The 14,773-nt window shown below is 57.9% G+C and carries 16 protein-coding genes; 7 read left to right on the forward strand and 9 right to left on the reverse strand.

The genetic code is table 11. The annotated features are described in order from the left end of the window. Positions 1-5: 5 nt before the first annotated feature. The 5 genes from JHW44_RS00880 to JHW44_RS00900 are packed head-to-tail and all read right to left on the reverse strand — an operon-like array spanning position 6 to position 3,983. A complete protein-coding gene (locus tag JHW44_RS00880) occupies positions 6-659 on the reverse strand; it encodes a paraquat-inducible protein A (RefSeq protein WP_089344808.1) in 654 nt (217 codons plus the stop codon). Then, a complete protein-coding gene (locus tag JHW44_RS00885) occupies positions 656-1,357 on the reverse strand; it encodes a paraquat-inducible protein A (protein WP_245847185.1) in 702 nt (233 codons plus the stop codon). The genes JHW44_RS00880 and JHW44_RS00885 overlap by 4 nt, the downstream gene beginning before the upstream one ends. A 24-nt stretch (positions 1,358-1,381) precedes the next feature. Beyond that, positions 1,382-3,175 (reverse strand): sensor histidine kinase, encoded by a 1,794-nt coding sequence (locus JHW44_RS00890; RefSeq protein WP_089344809.1) that lies wholly within the window; start codon positions 3,173-3,175, stop codon positions 1,382-1,384. A gap of 12 nt (positions 3,176-3,187) precedes the next feature. Continuing rightward, the gene (locus JHW44_RS00895) at positions 3,188-3,754 is read right to left on the reverse strand and encodes an RNA polymerase sigma factor (RefSeq protein ID WP_089344810.1); all 567 of its coding nucleotides are present in this window, start codon (positions 3,752-3,754) and stop codon (positions 3,188-3,190) included. Between the two features lie 37 nt (positions 3,755-3,791). Continuing rightward, positions 3,792-3,983, reverse strand: coding sequence for a NepR family anti-sigma factor (locus tag JHW44_RS00900; protein ID WP_245847188.1), 192 nt, complete (start codon positions 3,981-3,983; stop codon positions 3,792-3,794). 53 nt (positions 3,984-4,036) lie between these two features. Here JHW44_RS00900 and JHW44_RS00905 point away from each other — a divergent pair, with 53 nt between their 5' ends. After that, a complete protein-coding gene (locus tag JHW44_RS00905; protein WP_089344812.1) occupies positions 4,037-4,840 on the forward strand; it encodes a response regulator in 804 nt (267 codons plus the stop codon). Positions 4,841-4,849: 9 nt separating this feature from the next. On the opposite strand, the gene JHW44_RS00910 is transcribed toward JHW44_RS00905, so the two are convergent. From JHW44_RS00910 to JHW44_RS00925, 4 genes are read right to left on the reverse strand one after another with little or no spacing between them, the layout of a single operon-like run. Continuing rightward, complete coding sequence (locus JHW44_RS00910) at positions 4,850-5,836, reverse strand: YihY/virulence factor BrkB family protein (protein ID WP_089344813.1); 987 nt, start codon at positions 5,834-5,836, stop codon at positions 4,850-4,852. Continuing rightward, positions 5,772-6,482: a DNA polymerase III subunit epsilon gene (gene dnaQ, locus JHW44_RS00915; protein ID WP_089344814.1), complete on the reverse strand. Its 711-nt coding sequence runs from the start codon at positions 6,480-6,482 to the stop codon at positions 5,772-5,774. Before dnaQ ends, JHW44_RS00910 begins: the two co-directional genes overlap by 65 nt. Beyond that, positions 6,475-7,062, reverse strand: a complete 588-nt coding sequence (gene coaE, locus JHW44_RS00920) for a dephospho-CoA kinase (RefSeq protein ID WP_089344815.1) — start codon at positions 7,060-7,062, stop codon at positions 6,475-6,477. The genes dnaQ and coaE overlap by 8 nt, the downstream gene beginning before the upstream one ends. Beyond that, the gene (locus JHW44_RS00925; RefSeq protein WP_089344816.1) at positions 7,059-7,913 is read right to left on the reverse strand and encodes a shikimate dehydrogenase; all 855 of its coding nucleotides are present in this window, start codon (positions 7,911-7,913) and stop codon (positions 7,059-7,061) included. The genes coaE and JHW44_RS00925 overlap by 4 nt, the downstream gene beginning before the upstream one ends. Positions 7,914-8,413: 500 nt before the next feature. On the opposite strand from JHW44_RS00925, the gene JHW44_RS00930 reads away from it, so the two are divergent. From JHW44_RS00930 to JHW44_RS00955, 6 genes are all read left to right on the forward strand, one after another. Continuing rightward, positions 8,414-8,851 (forward strand): CopD family protein, encoded by a 438-nt coding sequence (locus tag JHW44_RS00930; protein WP_089344817.1) that lies wholly within the window; start codon positions 8,414-8,416, stop codon positions 8,849-8,851. Positions 8,852-8,979: 128 nt separating this feature from the next. After that, the gene (rho, locus tag JHW44_RS00935; protein WP_089344818.1) at positions 8,980-10,251 is read left to right on the forward strand and encodes a transcription termination factor Rho; all 1,272 of its coding nucleotides are present in this window, start codon (positions 8,980-8,982) and stop codon (positions 10,249-10,251) included. An 11-nt stretch (positions 10,252-10,262) separates the two neighbouring features. Beyond that, a complete protein-coding gene (gene mnmE, locus JHW44_RS00940) occupies positions 10,263-11,528 on the forward strand; it encodes a tRNA uridine-5-carboxymethylaminomethyl(34) synthesis GTPase MnmE (RefSeq protein WP_089344819.1) in 1,266 nt (421 codons plus the stop codon). A 3-nt stretch (positions 11,529-11,531) separates the two neighbouring features. Then, positions 11,532-13,400, forward strand: a complete 1,869-nt coding sequence (mnmG, locus tag JHW44_RS00945) for a tRNA uridine-5-carboxymethylaminomethyl(34) synthesis enzyme MnmG (RefSeq protein WP_089344820.1) — start codon at positions 11,532-11,534, stop codon at positions 13,398-13,400. Further along, positions 13,397-13,993 carry a 16S rRNA (guanine(527)-N(7))-methyltransferase RsmG gene (rsmG, locus tag JHW44_RS00950; RefSeq protein ID WP_089344821.1) on the forward strand — a complete coding sequence of 199 codons (597 nt, stop codon included), beginning with the start codon at positions 13,397-13,399 and terminating at the stop codon, positions 13,991-13,993. The genes mnmG and rsmG overlap by 4 nt, the downstream gene beginning before the upstream one ends. Further along, entirely contained in the window at positions 13,986-14,771 is a 786-nt protein-coding gene (locus JHW44_RS00955) for a ParA family protein (RefSeq protein WP_089344822.1), read from the forward strand. Before rsmG ends, JHW44_RS00955 begins: the two co-directional genes overlap by 8 nt. Positions 14,772-14,773: the final 2 nt, after the last annotated feature.

The raw sequence follows: 14,773 nt of genomic DNA on the forward strand, positions 1-14,773 counted from the left end.
CGTCGTTACTTGCCACGGCGGCGAAGCGGTAACCCGCGCCATATCAGCCGCGCATCAAAGCTTTGCGCGGAAAGCATCGTAAAGGCAACTGACAAGGCAAAACAGGCCGCCGCCGGTCCGGGATGAATCGACGCCACGAACCCCAGTTGAACCAGCGCAGACAGGATCGCAACGACGAACACGTCGATCATCGACCACCTGCCGACGAATTCGACAACCTCGAACACTTTCAGCCGCGAATGTGCCTGCTCTGCGGTCGCGGGACGCCCCGCCACCATCGCCAGCCAGGCGATCGACAGGAATTTCGCGATCGGCACCACGATCGAGGCCACGAAGACGATCGCTGCGATGTCATAGCTGCCGTGATGAATCAGCTCCAGCACGCCTTCGACAATCGTCGCCTCGGAGTTCCCGGCCAGACCGGCAAAGGTCTGCGTGCTCATCATCGGGTAGAGATTGGCCGGAACATACATGATCAGCCCGGCCAGCCACCACGCCCAGACCGCCTGCAGCCCCCTGCGGTCGGGTGGATGCAGCCGCGCGCCACAGCGCTTGCAGCGGCGCTGATCCTCGGGCCAGACCCGGCCACAACTGTGGCAGCCCAGCAAACCGGCGCGATGAGCCGTCAGGATCGGGCGGGCATGGGGATCATCACTCATGGTTTGGGGGTCTCGACCATCTCGCGCCCGTCGGTATGCAGGCCGGCATCCTCGATGGCATCCCAGATCGTGGTCTGGCACATGAAACCACGCGAGGCCAGATTGACCAATATCAACCCGCAAAAGGCCCAGAAGGCCGGCCCCAGATGTACCGTGGCCAGACCGGCCACCTTCACCAGTGCCACGGCGGTGCCGATAATGAAAATCTCGGCCATGGACCAGGGGCGCATGATTTCGGACCAGCGAAAAGCCGTGGCTGCATGCCGGTTGGGCGGGCAGCCCTTGGCCAGCGGGACCAGCGTATAGACCAGCAGGAAGGCGCGCAGCACCGGCAGCCCCACGATCATGACCATCAGCGCCGCCACCAGCGGCAAGAGAATGCCATCGGCAAAGGCCAGCGCCACCCCGAACAGCGAGGTCGCATTTCCAAAGCCCATTCGGCTGATTTCAAGAAAGGGAAAGAACACCGCGCCGATCAACAACACCATCGAGGTGAAGGCAAGCGCGATCAACTGGCTGAAGGCACCGCCACGCGGCTTGGCCAGAACCGTACCGCAGCGGATACAGCGAGCGGTTTCGCCACTTTGCAGTTCTTCCTCGACATGCAGCGCATCGCAGCGCGGGCAGGCAAGCAGGCCGGCACCGGTTTCCAGGTCATAACTGTGCTGCGGCTGCGTCATGCAGCCAAGATAATCCATGTCAGCGCCATCACAAGATGCATTTCAATGTATCGCACCGTCACGCGCGGCCGAGGTCAGCACCACGTTCCGGGTATCCTGCGGTGCGACGACCAGTGGTGACTCGATGCGGAAATGCAGCCGCAACATGAAGCTGTTCTTTTCGGCGCGCGTTTCCGCGCTGCCTTCAAGCTGGGTCGAAAAGGCTTCGATCAGCTGGCTCCCCAACCCCGTGCTTTCGTTTTCGCCCCTTTGAACACCGATGGAGTTCTCGATCTCCAGCAATCCCTGACCGTCACCTTCCGCCTGCAGCGTCACCCGCACCCAGGGGCCATCCGCACCCGGCGGCGCGCCCGCATATTTGAGCGCATTGGTAAAGGCTTCGGTCGCCAGCAAGGACAGCGGCACGGCCTGATCGGGCAACAGGGTCAGCGGCTGAAGCGAGGTTTCCACCCTGAGGTTGCTGCCAGGACCGACCGAGGCATTGACCATCTGATTGATGATGTCTCCGATCAGGCGATCCGCCTCGACCGCATCAAGATGTTCGGCCTGGTAAAGGTTGCGATAGATGGTCGCCAGCGCCGCAACACGGTCCTGGACAGAACGCAGCACGCGCTTGGCGTCATCATCCTCGATCATCCGGCTTTGCATGTTGATGATCGAGGCAATCAGCTGAAGATTGTTCTTCACCCGATGATGGACCTCTTTCAGCAGCACGGTCTTTTCGGTGACCGCATCTTCCATTGCCTCTTCGTCGCGGATCAGGATGCGGGCCATATTGTGAAAGGTCTGGCTGACATCGCGAATCTCGGTAGGCGCATCGCCCAGCACCGGCGGCGGCGCATCGCGATTGCCAAGGGCGAAGCGGCGCATCTGACCGCGTAAAACCGATATGTGGCGTAATACCAGCCTGAATACCGCAAAATATGCCACCCCCAACGAAACCAGCCAAAGAACCACCGGAAATATCAACGCGCCGAAACGCGACAGCTGGAACAGGCCGATTCCGGCGACCTTGGGACTCCAACTGCCGATCGCATAGACCAGCCCCGGCACCACGGGCACGACGGTAAAGACCCGCATTTCCCCACCAACGGACTGTGCGCGAAAGGTCGTGTCATTTCGCGACAACATGCTTAACAGGGGCGTGTCGGCAGGCAGGATGTCATCGGCAAATCCTTCGACCGCGCTGTCCGAGGTCAGGATTTCGCCACGGTTGTTGAAGGTGACGATCCGCGCGCCCTCGGTGCCGAAATTGATGGCATGGGTCGAACGCAGCAATTCCTGCGTCAGCGACAGGGCGATATAGCCCAGCATTTCACTGTCGCGATACAGGGGATGCAGCACCACCACGACCGAGCGGCCGCTGAGCGCGCCCTGGTTGACCGATTTGATCATGGTCCCCGGCTCGGTCAGGAATTGCTGATAGATCGGGTTGCCATGCATATCCATCGTCTCGCCCGGGGCAAGACTGGACGAGCAATAGCTGACACCGTCCAGAGGCACGAAGATCGCGTTCAGATAGGTGGCGCTGCGCTGGATGAAATTGCGCATCAGGTCCGAGCAATCATCCGCGCGATCCATGGTTTCCAGCACCGCCGGCCCCAGCGCATCGGCCGAACCCATGGCGCTGATCAGCAAGGCCCTTTCACCGGCAGCCGCCGATGCCGTGCGCCCCAGCAGGGCGATTTCGGCGCTTTGCTGGGCGTCGCGCGACAGGTGAAGGTTCTGGACCAGTGACATCAGCCCGATCGGCAGGATCGCCATTGACAGCAGGGCAATCAGGCGAAATCCAAGCCGTCGGGTGAAATCCAGCCTGTCGCGATAGCGTCTGAGCATCGTCGCGACCGCCTATCGAGAGCCGGTGTAATTGTTGGCAATGACGGCCCGCGTGGCCTGATCGGTCATGTCCATGTCTTCGGATTCGTCCAGCCCCAGAAGCTCGGCCAGTTTCTTGCGACCGCGATTTGCCCGTGACTTCACCGTGCCGACGGCGACCTTGGTCATGGCGGCGGCTTCCTCGTAGGAAAAACCCGATGCACCGACAAGGATCAGCGCCTCGCGCTGTTCGACGGGCAGATGCTGGAAAGCGGCACGAAAGTCACGCATGGCCAGCTTGCCATCGTGATCGGGCTTGGTGGCCTGACGTCCGGCATGGATGCCGTCGGTATCGCTGACCTCGCGCCGGGTCTTGCGGCGCGACGAATAGAATGTGTTGCGCAGGATGGTGAACAACCACGCCCGCAGATTGGTGCCCGGCTGGAACTTGTCCATGTTCGTCCATGCCTTGACGATGGTGTCCTGCACCAGATCATCGGCAGATGCGCCTTCGCGCGTCAGCGACAATGCGAATGCTCTCAGGGCAGGAAGGTGATCGACCAATTGATCGCGGGGATCCGTCGTCCCAGAATTCGTCATACTTTCACCGTAGCACCTTCGCGCTTACTTGCTTGTGTCATTCCTGCTCGCGTAACTTCTTGAGCAATTCGAGAAAGCGGTCGGGAATCTGCTCTGTCGCATCCTGCTCATAGACCCGCCGCAGGTTCTCATCGATTTGCTTTTCGACCGCCTCACGGCGACCATCATCCCGTTTTGTCATCATGTTTTTGTTGATCCCGAACTTCCTGTGCGCACGCGATGCAACCATTTCGCCCCGAGGAAAGTTCCACTTCGACCGAGAAAAAAACCGAGGGAATAATCATGGCGTCTGCCGACCTGGCCCAATCCATTGCGCGCGAACTTCCGTTCCTGCGCCGCTACGCGCGCGCTCTGACCGGAAGTCAAAGCGCAGGAGACAATTATGCCGCAGCCACACTGGAAGCGATCCTGTCGGATCGTTCGGTGATGGATGGCGCGGCTGACACCCGCATCGGGCTGTTTCGCGCCTTCCATGCGATCTGGCAGAGTTCCGGCCAGCCGGTTGCCGAGGCAGAGCAGACCGAACGCGAAAAACGCGCCCAGAGCCATCTGCGCAATCTGACCCCCAATTCCCGCGAGGCCCTGCTGCTGCGCACCATCGAGGAACTGCGCTATGACCAGATTGCCTCGGTCATGCGGATCGATCAGCCCGAGGCCGAAGAGCTTGTTCAGATCGCATTGAACGAAATGAGCCAGGCCCTCAGCGGTCAGGTCATGGTCATCGAGGATGAGATGATCATCGCCATGGATCTCAAAGGCATCGTGCAGGCCATGGGTCACAATGTGACCGGCGTGGCGCGCACCCATGGTCAGGCGATCGAACTGGCCGGCAAGGCACGCCCCGACCTGATCCTGGCCGATATCCAGCTGGCTGATGGTTCTTCCGGAATCGAGGCCGTGAATGAATTGCTGGGCGATCTGGGCGATATCCCGGTGATTTTCATCACCGCCTTCCCCGAGCGGCTGCTGACGGGCGACCGCCCCGAACCGGCCTTTCTGATTTCCAAGCCTTACAGCGAGGAACAGGTCCGTTCGGCCGTCAGTCAGGCGATGTTCTTTGCCTCGACCGAGGGCATGAAGGTCTGAACAGGCCCGCTATTTCGAGCCGGTTGCACGTCTCAATGCGTGCAGCCGGCGACGCCGCGCCAGTTCGACATTGATCAGGGCGCCCAACATGACCGAAAACCCCGCCAGATAGAACCACATCAGCAGGGCAACCACCGTCCCGATCGAACCGTAGATACGGTTGTAGCTGTTGAAACTGCCCAGATAGGCCGAAAAGGCGATGGACGCGCCGCCCCACAGGATCGTCGCAAAGAACGACCCCCAGGTGAATACCGGCGTGCGTGGCGTTTTCACGTTGGGGCCATAGCGATACAGAATGCCGATACCCAGGATCACCAGCATGAACATTGCCGCCCAGGGCAGGGCCGCCAGCAGCCAGATCCTGACCTCGGCCACCACGACGAATTTCAGCATCACCGGCACGATCACGATGGTGGCAAGTCCCGCCAGAGAGATCCCGACAATCGCCAGCGTCAGCACATAGGCCAGAATGAAGCCAAAGATCGTCGAATGCCCGCGCACGCCATAGGCGGCATTCAACCCGCGTACCAGCCCGTCTACCCCGGCGCGCGCGGCGATCGTGGCGATCATGAATGACAGGAAAGACGCCCAGCCGATCGACGTGCGTCCCGTTTCGGTCAGGGACTGGATCTGGGCATCTATGATCGCCTCGGCCCCACCGGGCAGGAATTCATGCGCGACATCGACATAAGCCATGATGACCGTCGGATCGAACCACAGGCTCCATAATGTCAGGATCGCCGCCAGACCCGGAAAGACGGCAAACATCGCGTAGAAGGCCACGCCAGCGGCGATCAGCCCCATATGGATCTTGTGCATCCGCTCGAATATGGCGGACCAGAAATCCAGAAATTCGCGAAACAGACCCAGATCGAAACTCCTGTCTGATACATCGCCAGCATGCTGCGCACCGCTCGGGCGCGCAACCCCTTCACGCCTGATCCGTATATCGCGCCCAGACGGATTCTTCGCCCAGCCGTGCAATGAATTCGGCATGGGCTTTGGCTTCTTCGGCAGTCAGGCGCGAGGGCAGGGGATGGGGACGTGGCGCGCGTGGCGTCATGAAGGCGTCCTGCCCCGGCGCGCCCGAGCTGTCCTCTTGCGGTTGGTCAAGAACAAGGTCGGGCTGACGCCCCCCGATCAACTGCAGATAGACTTCGGCCAGCAATTCCGAGTCAAGAAGCGCTCCATGCAGTTCGCGTCCGGAGTTGTCGACACCAAAGCGGCGGCACAACGCATCCAGCGAGTTGCCCGCACCGGGAAACTTGTCACGGGCCATGGCTAGCGTATCCAGCGCCCGCTCCCATGGTAAAGTCGGGAATCCCGCGCGTTTCAACTCGGCATTCAGGAATTTCATGTCGAAGCTGGCGTTGTGGATCACCAGCCTGGAATCATCCCCGACGAAATCAATGAAGTCCTGAGCGATTTCCGCGAATTTCGGCTTGTCGCGCAGGAAATCATCGCCCAGCCCGTGAACGTCAAAGGCCTCTTTCGGCATCGGTCGTTCGGGGTTGATATAGACATGAAAGGTCCGTCCGGTCGGCAGATGCCCTTCCAGTTCCAGCGCGCCGATCTCGACGATCCGGTCATCCTTGTCGTGGTAAAAACCCGTGGTTTCGGTATCGAGGACGATCTCACGCATTCTGTTCAATCTCTTGGCAAATCGCGTCTATGGCCTGTCGCGCGCCGTCCAGCGTATCGGTCGGAATGATCCAGTCGGCCCTGGCGCGCTTTTCCGCATCGGGCATCTGGCGCGACAGGATCATCCGGAATGTTTCTTCCGTCATGCCCGGACGTGCCATCACCCGGGCCTTCTGGGTTTCGGCATCGGTGGACACGACGGCCACACCGTCGCAGCGTTGCGCCATATTACCTTCGAACAGCAACGGAATGTCCAGAACGATCAGCCCTGCATCGCCGTGGCTGCGGATGAATTCATCGCGATGGGCTGCGACCATCGGGTGCACCACGGCTTCCAGACGGGACAGGGCATCGGGATCGCGGGCAATACAGCTTTTCAGCTCGGCCCGATCTATGCCGCCATCGACAAGCGCCGAGGGAAACAGGCGGGCAACCGGCGCGACGGCCGCTCCGCCGGGACCATACAGTTCATGCACGACCTGATCAGCGTCCCAGACCGGACAGCCCCGCTCGCGAAACATCTGGGCGGTGGTCGATTTTCCCATGCCGATGCTGCCGGTCAGCCCCAGAAGAAAGCTCATTCCAGAACGACCCGTCGGGCTTCATCATCCACCTCGGGCCGTTGCCCGAACCAGCGCTCGAACCCCGGCGCAGCCTGATGCAGCAACATGCCAAGCCCATCGACGACCTTGCAGCCACGTTCCTGCGCCTGGGCAAGCAGGGGCGTCATCAGCGGCGTATAGACGAGATCCGTCACCAGGGCCTGCGGTGACAACGCATCCAGAGGCACCCTCAAGGGCTGCTTGCCGGTCATCCCCAACGAGGTCGCATTGACTACCGTGGCAGCGCCTTCCAGCATGTTTCCGGCCTGCGCCCAGTCATAGACCACCAGACGCGCCCCGAACTCGGACTTGATCTGTTCCGATCTGATCCGCGTGCGGTTGGTGATGCGCAATTCCTTCACGCCACTGTCCAGCAGCGATGCCACCACGGCGCGGGCAGCCCCCCCTGCACCGATCACCGCCGCTGGTCCCGCCGCGGGATCCCAGTCAGGCGCGTTCTGACGCAGATTGGCGATGAAACCATAGCCATCCGTATTGTCGGCGTGGATTTTCCCGTCAGGACGAAAGATCAGCGTATTCGCCGCACCGATCAGCGCCGCCCGGTCGGTCACAACATCCGCCAGTGCCAGAACCGCCTCCTTGTGCGGAATGGTGACATTCAGGCCGACAAAGCCGGCACGCGGCAGGATGCGCAGCACCTCGGCCAGATGTTCGGGCATGACCGGCATCGGAATGTAATGCCCCTCGATCCCGTAGCGCCGCAACCAATGTCCATGCAACCGTGGTGAGCGCGAATGCGCGATCGGCATCCCGATCACCCCCGCCAGCGGCACATGAGAAATTTCGGACAAGGAAGGTTCGTCGTTCATCGCGATATGTCGTCACTTGCTGCCAGGGTGGCCCAGATTAGGCCGCCTGAACTGGGGAAAAAAGGGATTCGAAAGAGTCTCGGGCAATGACCCTGTGACCTGATGCAGGAATGCCTGTGTATAACCCCGTGGATAACCAGTATTGTCGTATGTGGCTAAATTGTGGTCATACCAAAACAACCCGAATTTCACCCGAGACGAAACAAGAACGACAGAACTCGATCCACAGGTGGACGAATCGGTCAGCAAAAATCGCGAATCTGTGGATAACGCCTTCGCTGAAGTTTTGACCACAGACTTATCCACAATTCATCTGTTTGAAACGAAACTTCTTTTTGACGAATCAGAGAGGTTTTAAAGAGCTTGTCCACATGAGCTGATTCGGTGGAAAGAGTTCCGGATAAGCCTGGGATCCTGTTATCCACAGGCCCTACTATAACAACATTCCTTTCTATACTTTTATATTTTAAGTAAGGCAGAGCGAAAATTCGGGGACAGCCATGCTTGCAACCATCTATCCCTATGCCAAGGCATTTCACGTGATGGCGGTGATTTCCTGGATGGCAGGAATTTTCTATCTGCCCAGACTTTTCGTCTATCACGCGGAACGCGGAAGGCAGGGTGGCGAGCCGACAAAAAGCTTTGAAATCATGGAACAAAAGCTTCTGGGCATGATCATGCGTCCGGCCATGATCGCAACCTGGCTCAGTGGTCTTTGTCTGGTCCTGACCCCGGGAATCGTTGACTGGTCGATGGTTTGGCCCTGGACAAAGGCTGCCAGCGTGCTTGCCATGACCTGGTTCCATCACTGGTGCGCCACCCAAAAACACCAGTTGTCGCTGGGAAAATCGCTGACCGGGCGGCAATACCGGATGATGAACGAGGTCCCGACCCTGCTGATGGTGGTGATCGTTCTGTCGGTAATCGTCAAATTCTGATCGCAAAGATTGACTCACGGGGCTTTGGGCCTTATCTGCGCCTTCAAGCCCGACCATCCGGTCGGAGATTCCCCGATGAATATCTAATCTGGCCGGCCGATTCTGGCGCGGCAACCTGGTGACAACCCATGACCGAAGAACGATTGAACCTGTCCGATCTCAAGGCGAAAAGCCCGGCAGATCTCTTGGCAATGGCCGAGGAATGGGAAATCGAGAACGCTTCCACCATGCGCAAGGGCGAGATGATGTTCTCGATCCTCAAGGAGCATGCGGAAGAGGGCTGGGACATCGGCGGTGAGGGCGTTCTGGAGGTCGTTCAGGACGGATTCGGCTTCCTGCGGTCGACCGAAGCCAATTATCTGCCCGGTCCCGACGACATTTACGTCAGCCCCGACATGATCCGCCAGCACAGCCTGCGAACGGGTGATACGGTGGAAGGGGTGATTCGAGCTCCCGGCGAGAACGAACGTTATTTCGCGCTGACCAAGGTTGAACGAATCAACTTTGAAAGCCCCGAAAAAGCGCGCCACAAGGTGGCTTTTGACAATTTGACGCCGCTTTATCCCAATGATCGCCTGAAAATGGAGATCGAGGATCCCACGATCAAGGATCGCAGCTCGCGCATCATTGATCTGGTGGCTCCGATCGGGAAAGGCCAGCGATCGCTGATCGTGGCGCCGCCACGGACGGGTAAAACCGTGCTGCTGCAGAACATCGCCCATTCGATCGAGCGCAATCACCCGGAATGCTATCTGATCGTGCTGCTGATCGACGAACGGCCCGAGGAAGTCACCGACATGCAGCGCAGCGTGCGCGGCGAAGTGATCTCTTCGACCTTCGATGAACCGGCCAGCCGCCACGTGGCGGTATCGGAGATGGTCATCGAAAAGGCCAAGCGGCTCGTGGAACACAAGCGAGATGTGGTGATTCTTCTTGATTCGATCACAAGACTTGGTAGGGCATTCAACACTGTAGTGCCCAGCTCGGGTAAAGTGCTTACCGGTGGTGTGGATGCGAATGCGCTCCAGCGGCCAAAGAGGTTCTTTGGTGCCGCCCGGAATATCGAAGAGGGCGGCAGCCTGACCATCATCGCCACCGCTTTGATCGACACCGGCTCGCGCATGGATGAAGTCATCTTCGAAGAGTTCAAAGGCACGGGTAACAGCGAAATCGTCCTGGATCGCAAGGTCGCCGATAAACGCGTCTTCCCGGCGATGGACATCCTGAAATCAGGAACGCGGAAGGAAGAACTGTTGGTTGATGCCAAAGACCTGCAGAAAACCTATCTGTTGCGCCGAATTCTGAACCCGATGGGAACGACCGATGCCATCGAGTTCCTGATCTCAAAACTGAAACAGACAAAGAGCAACGCCGAATTCTTTGATTCGATGAACGCCTGACGGGGCAGCCCATGGACCTCATTTTTGCCGAGGCCACACCGCCTGGGCGGGGTGGCGTCTCGGTCATTCGAATTAGCGGAGAAGGCGCCCGGCATCTTGCCGAGCGTCTTTGCGGTTTCATGCCGAAATCGCGTCATGCCTATTTCCGTACTCTGCGCGACGGAAACGAAGATCTCGACCATGTTCTGGCAATGTGGTTCGAGTATGGCGCCAGCTTTACAGGTGAAGAAGTCGCAGAATTGCACCTGCATGGCGCACCGGTCATCGCCCGGCGAGTCCTTTCCGTGCTGTCGAACCTGGGTGCTCGCCCTGCCGAGGCGGGTGAGTTCACCCGTCGCGCCTTCCTGAACGGGCGCATGGATCTTGCCGAAGTGGAAGGTCTGGGTGATCTTCTTGAAGCGGAAACCGAAACCCAGCGAAGGCTTGCCTTGCGGGCAAGCGGCGGTGAACTGGGGAAGAAAGTTATGCGTTGGCGCGATATGCTGATTCGCGCTGGAGCATTGGTTGAGGTCAGCGTTGATTTCGCTGATGAAGAAGTTCCGGATGATGTTCCGCCGGAAGTCTTTGATCTGTTGAAAGAACTGAGATCCGAGATAGATCTCGAGATTTCAGGCTTTCCAGCGGCAGAGCGGCTGCGGACGGGCTTCGAGGTGGCGATCGTTGGACCTCCTAATGCCGGAAAATCAAGTCTTATCAATAAAATAGCAAAGCGGGACGTGGCCCTGGTCTCGGATATTGCGGGAACAACCCGCGATGTGATCGAACTGCGAATGGACCTCAATGGGCTTGCCGTCACCTTGCTGGATACAGCCGGGCTTCGCGATACCGATGATCATGTCGAGGGCCTCGGTGTCGATGTAGCGCGTCGGCGCGCAAGTTCAGCTGATCTTCGGATTCATCTGTCCGATATGGGAAAAGCAGACCCGGATCTGTATGCTGAAGGCGATATTGTTGCCCGCAGCAAGGCGGATCTGCAGCCTGGCGATAACGGAATTTCGATTTCATCGTTGAGCGGGCAGGGGATTGATGAACTTCTGTCGGAACTTTACTCACGCCTGCGGCAAAGGATTGCCGGTGCCGGTATCGTCAGCCATGAAAGGCAGGTCGCGGCATTGCGTTTGGCGGCCGACTCCCTGACAATAGACCACGATCTGCCGGCCGAACTTGTGGCCGAATCCATCCGTCAGACGGCAGTTTCTCTTGATCGACTGCTTGGACGAATCGGTGCGGAAGAGTATTTAGACGTGATCTTCTCGTCTTTCTGTATCGGTAAATGAAAGGTGTTTCACGTGAAACAATTTGATGTCATCGTGATCGGAGCCGGACATGCCGGTCTGGAAGCAGCCTGCGCATCTGCGCGAATGGGGGCTGAGACCGCGCTGATCACGATGCGTCAGGCAGATGTAGGCGCACTTTCCTGCAATCCCGCGATTGGTGGATTGGGAAAAGGGCATCTTGTTCGTGAAATTGATGCGCTGGATGGTGTGATGGGAGTCCTGGCTGATCGCGCCGGGATTCAGTTTCGACTTCTCAATCGCCGTAAAGGGCCGGCAGTGCAGGGACCGCGTGCGCAAATGGACCGGGCTCTATACCGGATTGCGGCGAATGACGTGATTTCCCGGCAAAAGAACTTGTCTTTGGTCTATGGTGAAGTCGCCGCCCTTACCAGTGAATCGGGACGTATTACTGGCGTCGAACTGGCCGACAGCACCTTGATTGGCGCCAAAGCTGTCATCTTGACGACAGGAACCTTTCTCAATGGCGTTATTCATATAGGTCAGGTGAGTCGGGCTGCTGGCCGTTGGGGTGATACGCCTTCGAACCGTCTTGCTGAGTCACTCAATCAGTTCCAGATTTCGTTCGGTCGGCTGAAGACCGGAACTCCGCCACGATTGAACGGGAAAACGATCGATTGGGCCAAGCTGGAAATGCAACCGGGCGATGATGATCCGGTGATGTTTTCCTATCTGAACGATGTCCCGCAGGCCGCACAGATAAGCTGCGGGATCACCCATACCAACGAGCGCACGCATCAGATTATCCGTGACAATCTGGATAAATCGGCGATGTACGGGGGCAAGATATCGGGACGCGGCCCGAGGTATTGTCCGTCGATCGAAGACAAGGTGGTCCGCTTCGAGACAAAGACCTCGCACCAGATCTTCCTTGAGCCGGAAGGGCTGGACGATGACACGGTTTATCCGAACGGCATATCGACATCTCTACCGGCTGAGGTGCAGGTTGACTATGTGCGATCCATCTATGGTCTTGAAAACGCTGAGATTACCCAACCGGGTTACGCAGTCGAGTATGATTTCGTCGATCCACGATCTCTCGATGCGTCAATGAAATTGCGTGGGGCCGAAGGGCTCTATCTGGCTGGACAGATCAATGGGACAACCGGCTACGAAGAGGCTGCTGCCCAGGGCTTGGTCGCGGGGATCAATGCAGCGCGCCAAGTTCAAGGCATGGAATCGGTGCATTTCAGCCGTACCAATAGTTATATCGGCGTCATGGTCGACGATCTGACAACGCGGGGCGTGACCGAACCCTATCGGATGTTTACCTCCCGCGCGGAATTCCGGTTGTCGTTGCGGGCAGATAATGCCGATCAACGTCTGACGCCACTTGCTATCCGGATCGGGCTTGCCTCCGACAAAAGAAAACAGGCGTTTGAAGAGCGTCAGTCTAGATATGACGAGGCCCGTGCCATCGCCGAGTCTTGCGTTTTTTCGCCAACCGAGCTTTCGCGCGCTGGGTTGCAAGTCAGAATGGATGGACAAAAGAGGTCGGCTTTTTCTTTGCTGGGCCTGAATTCGATTGATCGCGAAACGGTTCTGTCACTGGTTCCGGATCTGAACGAATATTCGGCTGATACCCTCAAGCAGTTGGAAAATGATGCGCTATATGCGCAGTATACCGACCGTCAAGCGCAGGATGCAGAGGCGCTGCGTGCGGATGAGTCGATAGAAATCCCGGAAGATCTTGAATATTCTGAAATATCAGGGCTTTCTGCCGAATTGCGGGACAAGTTGACGGCGGCCAAACCGAGGACTTTGGCTGCGGCTGCCAAGATCGAAGGTATCACTCCGGCTGCGCTTTCCCTGATCGTTGCGATCACGCGCATGAAAAATCGGAAGATTGCATGAGCAACGATGTTTCACGTGAAACAGAAGAACGTCTTCACGCGTTTCAGGCCTTGGTGAAAAAGTGGAATCCGCGTATCAATCTGGTTTCATCATCGACGCTTTCGGTATTTTGGGACCGTCATATCGTTGATTCACTCCAGATTTCCCAGCATATCCTGCCGAAATGTGGAAGATGGGTGGATCTCGGTTCGGGCGGAGGATTCCCAGGGGTCGTGCTGGCTGTCGTCTTCGCCGAGCAAGATCTGGACTTCATTCTTGTCGAAAGTGATCAGCGAAAGGCGACTTTTCTGCGTACCGCTATTCGGGAGTTATCACTCGATAAAGTTAAAGTGATTTGTGACCGCATCGAGAATGTTCCGCCCTTGCAGGCCGATCATGTCTCGGCGCGGGCTCTTGCGCCTCTTTCTCTTCTTTTGTCGTTTGTGGACAGGCATATGTCGCGGGATGGCACTGCGTGGCTTCTGAAGGGCGAAAACTGGCAACGCGAAGTTCAGGAGGCCCAGAGCGATTGGGCATTCAATCTTGAAAGTTTTCCAAGTATGACAAGCTCAGAGGCAGCTTTACTGAAGGTGAGCGAGGTTTCCCATGTCTGACACCCGTATCGTGGCCATTGCCAACCAGAAGGGCGGAGTGGGGAAAACCACAACTGCCATCAATCTGGGCGCAGCGCTTGCAAGCCAAGGCTATCGCACGATCCTGGTTGATCTGGATCCGCAGGGAAATGCTTCAACAGGTCTGGGAATAGAAGTTGATCGTCGTGAACGGACGGTCTACGATTTGCTTGCAGGGGATGAAACCCTCGAAGATTGCGCCATGGAGACCGAAATCGCGAATCTGCGCGTGGTTCCGGCGACCTCGGACCTGGCGTCCGCAGATGTGCAGTTGGCCCAGTTTGAAGGGCGAAGCATCCTGCTGAAGCGCAAACTGGTTGAAGCCGAGCCGGAAACCATCATCCTGATTGATTGCCCACCAGCGCTGGGACTGTTGACACTGAACGCCATTATCGCGGCGGACAGCGTATTGGTCCCGCTGCAGACGGAGTTTTATGCACTGGAAGGCCTGTCGCAATTGCTCGCAACCGTGCAACAGGTGCGCAAGAACGCCAACCCGGATTTGCGCGTCAACGGTATTTTGTTGACGATGTCGGATTATCGCAACAATCTGTCTCAACATGTCGAAGCAGATGTCAGAGAGCAGCTTGGAGAACTGGTTTATCAGACCGTCATTCCGCGTAATGTGCGTGTGTCTGAAGCGCCCTCCTTTGGACAGCCGGTACTTGTTTACGATCCGTCGTCCAAGGGAAGCATGTCCTATCTGAAGTTCGCCGAAGAATTTGCCGCGCGTACAAAACTTGCTAGGGAGGTGGCTTAGCT

Source organism: Paracoccus seriniphilus, assembly GCF_028553745.1.
GTDB classification, from domain to species: Bacteria; Pseudomonadota; Alphaproteobacteria; order Rhodobacterales; family Rhodobacteraceae; genus Paracoccus; species Paracoccus seriniphilus.

Coding starts and splice junctions, on each gene's coding strand:
- JHW44_RS00880 (WP_089344808.1), bottom strand. CDS start 659: ATGAGTGATGATCCCCATGCCCGCCCGATCCTGACGGCTCATCGCGCC.
- JHW44_RS00885 (WP_245847185.1), bottom strand. CDS start 1,357: ATGGATTATCTTGGCTGCATGACGCAGCCGCAGCACAGTTATGACCTG.
- JHW44_RS00890 (WP_089344809.1), bottom strand. CDS start 3,175: ATGCTCAGACGCTATCGCGACAGGCTGGATTTCACCCGACGGCTTGGA.
- JHW44_RS00895 (WP_089344810.1), bottom strand. CDS start 3,754: ATGACGAATTCTGGGACGACGGATCCCCGCGATCAATTGGTCGATCAC.
- JHW44_RS00900 (WP_245847188.1), bottom strand. CDS start 3,983: ATGGTTGCATCGCGTGCGCACAGGAAGTTCGGGATCAACAAAAACATG.
- JHW44_RS00905 (WP_089344812.1), top strand. CDS start 4,037: ATGGCGTCTGCCGACCTGGCCCAATCCATTGCGCGCGAACTTCCGTTC.
- JHW44_RS00910 (WP_089344813.1), bottom strand. CDS start 5,836: ATGCCGAATTCATTGCACGGCTGGGCGAAGAATCCGTCTGGGCGCGAT.
- dnaQ (WP_089344814.1), bottom strand. CDS start 6,482: ATGCGTGAGATCGTCCTCGATACCGAAACCACGGGTTTTTACCACGAC.
- coaE (WP_089344815.1), bottom strand. CDS start 7,062: ATGAGCTTTCTTCTGGGGCTGACCGGCAGCATCGGCATGGGAAAATCG.
- JHW44_RS00925 (WP_089344816.1), bottom strand. CDS start 7,913: ATGAACGACGAACCTTCCTTGTCCGAAATTTCTCATGTGCCGCTGGCG.
- JHW44_RS00930 (WP_089344817.1), top strand. CDS start 8,414: ATGCTTGCAACCATCTATCCCTATGCCAAGGCATTTCACGTGATGGCG.
- rho (WP_089344818.1), top strand. CDS start 8,980: ATGACCGAAGAACGATTGAACCTGTCCGATCTCAAGGCGAAAAGCCCG.
- mnmE (WP_089344819.1), top strand. CDS start 10,263: ATGGACCTCATTTTTGCCGAGGCCACACCGCCTGGGCGGGGTGGCGTC.
- rsmG (WP_089344821.1), top strand. CDS start 13,397: ATGAGCAACGATGTTTCACGTGAAACAGAAGAACGTCTTCACGCGTTT.
- JHW44_RS00955 (WP_089344822.1), top strand. CDS start 13,986: ATGTCTGACACCCGTATCGTGGCCATTGCCAACCAGAAGGGCGGAGTG.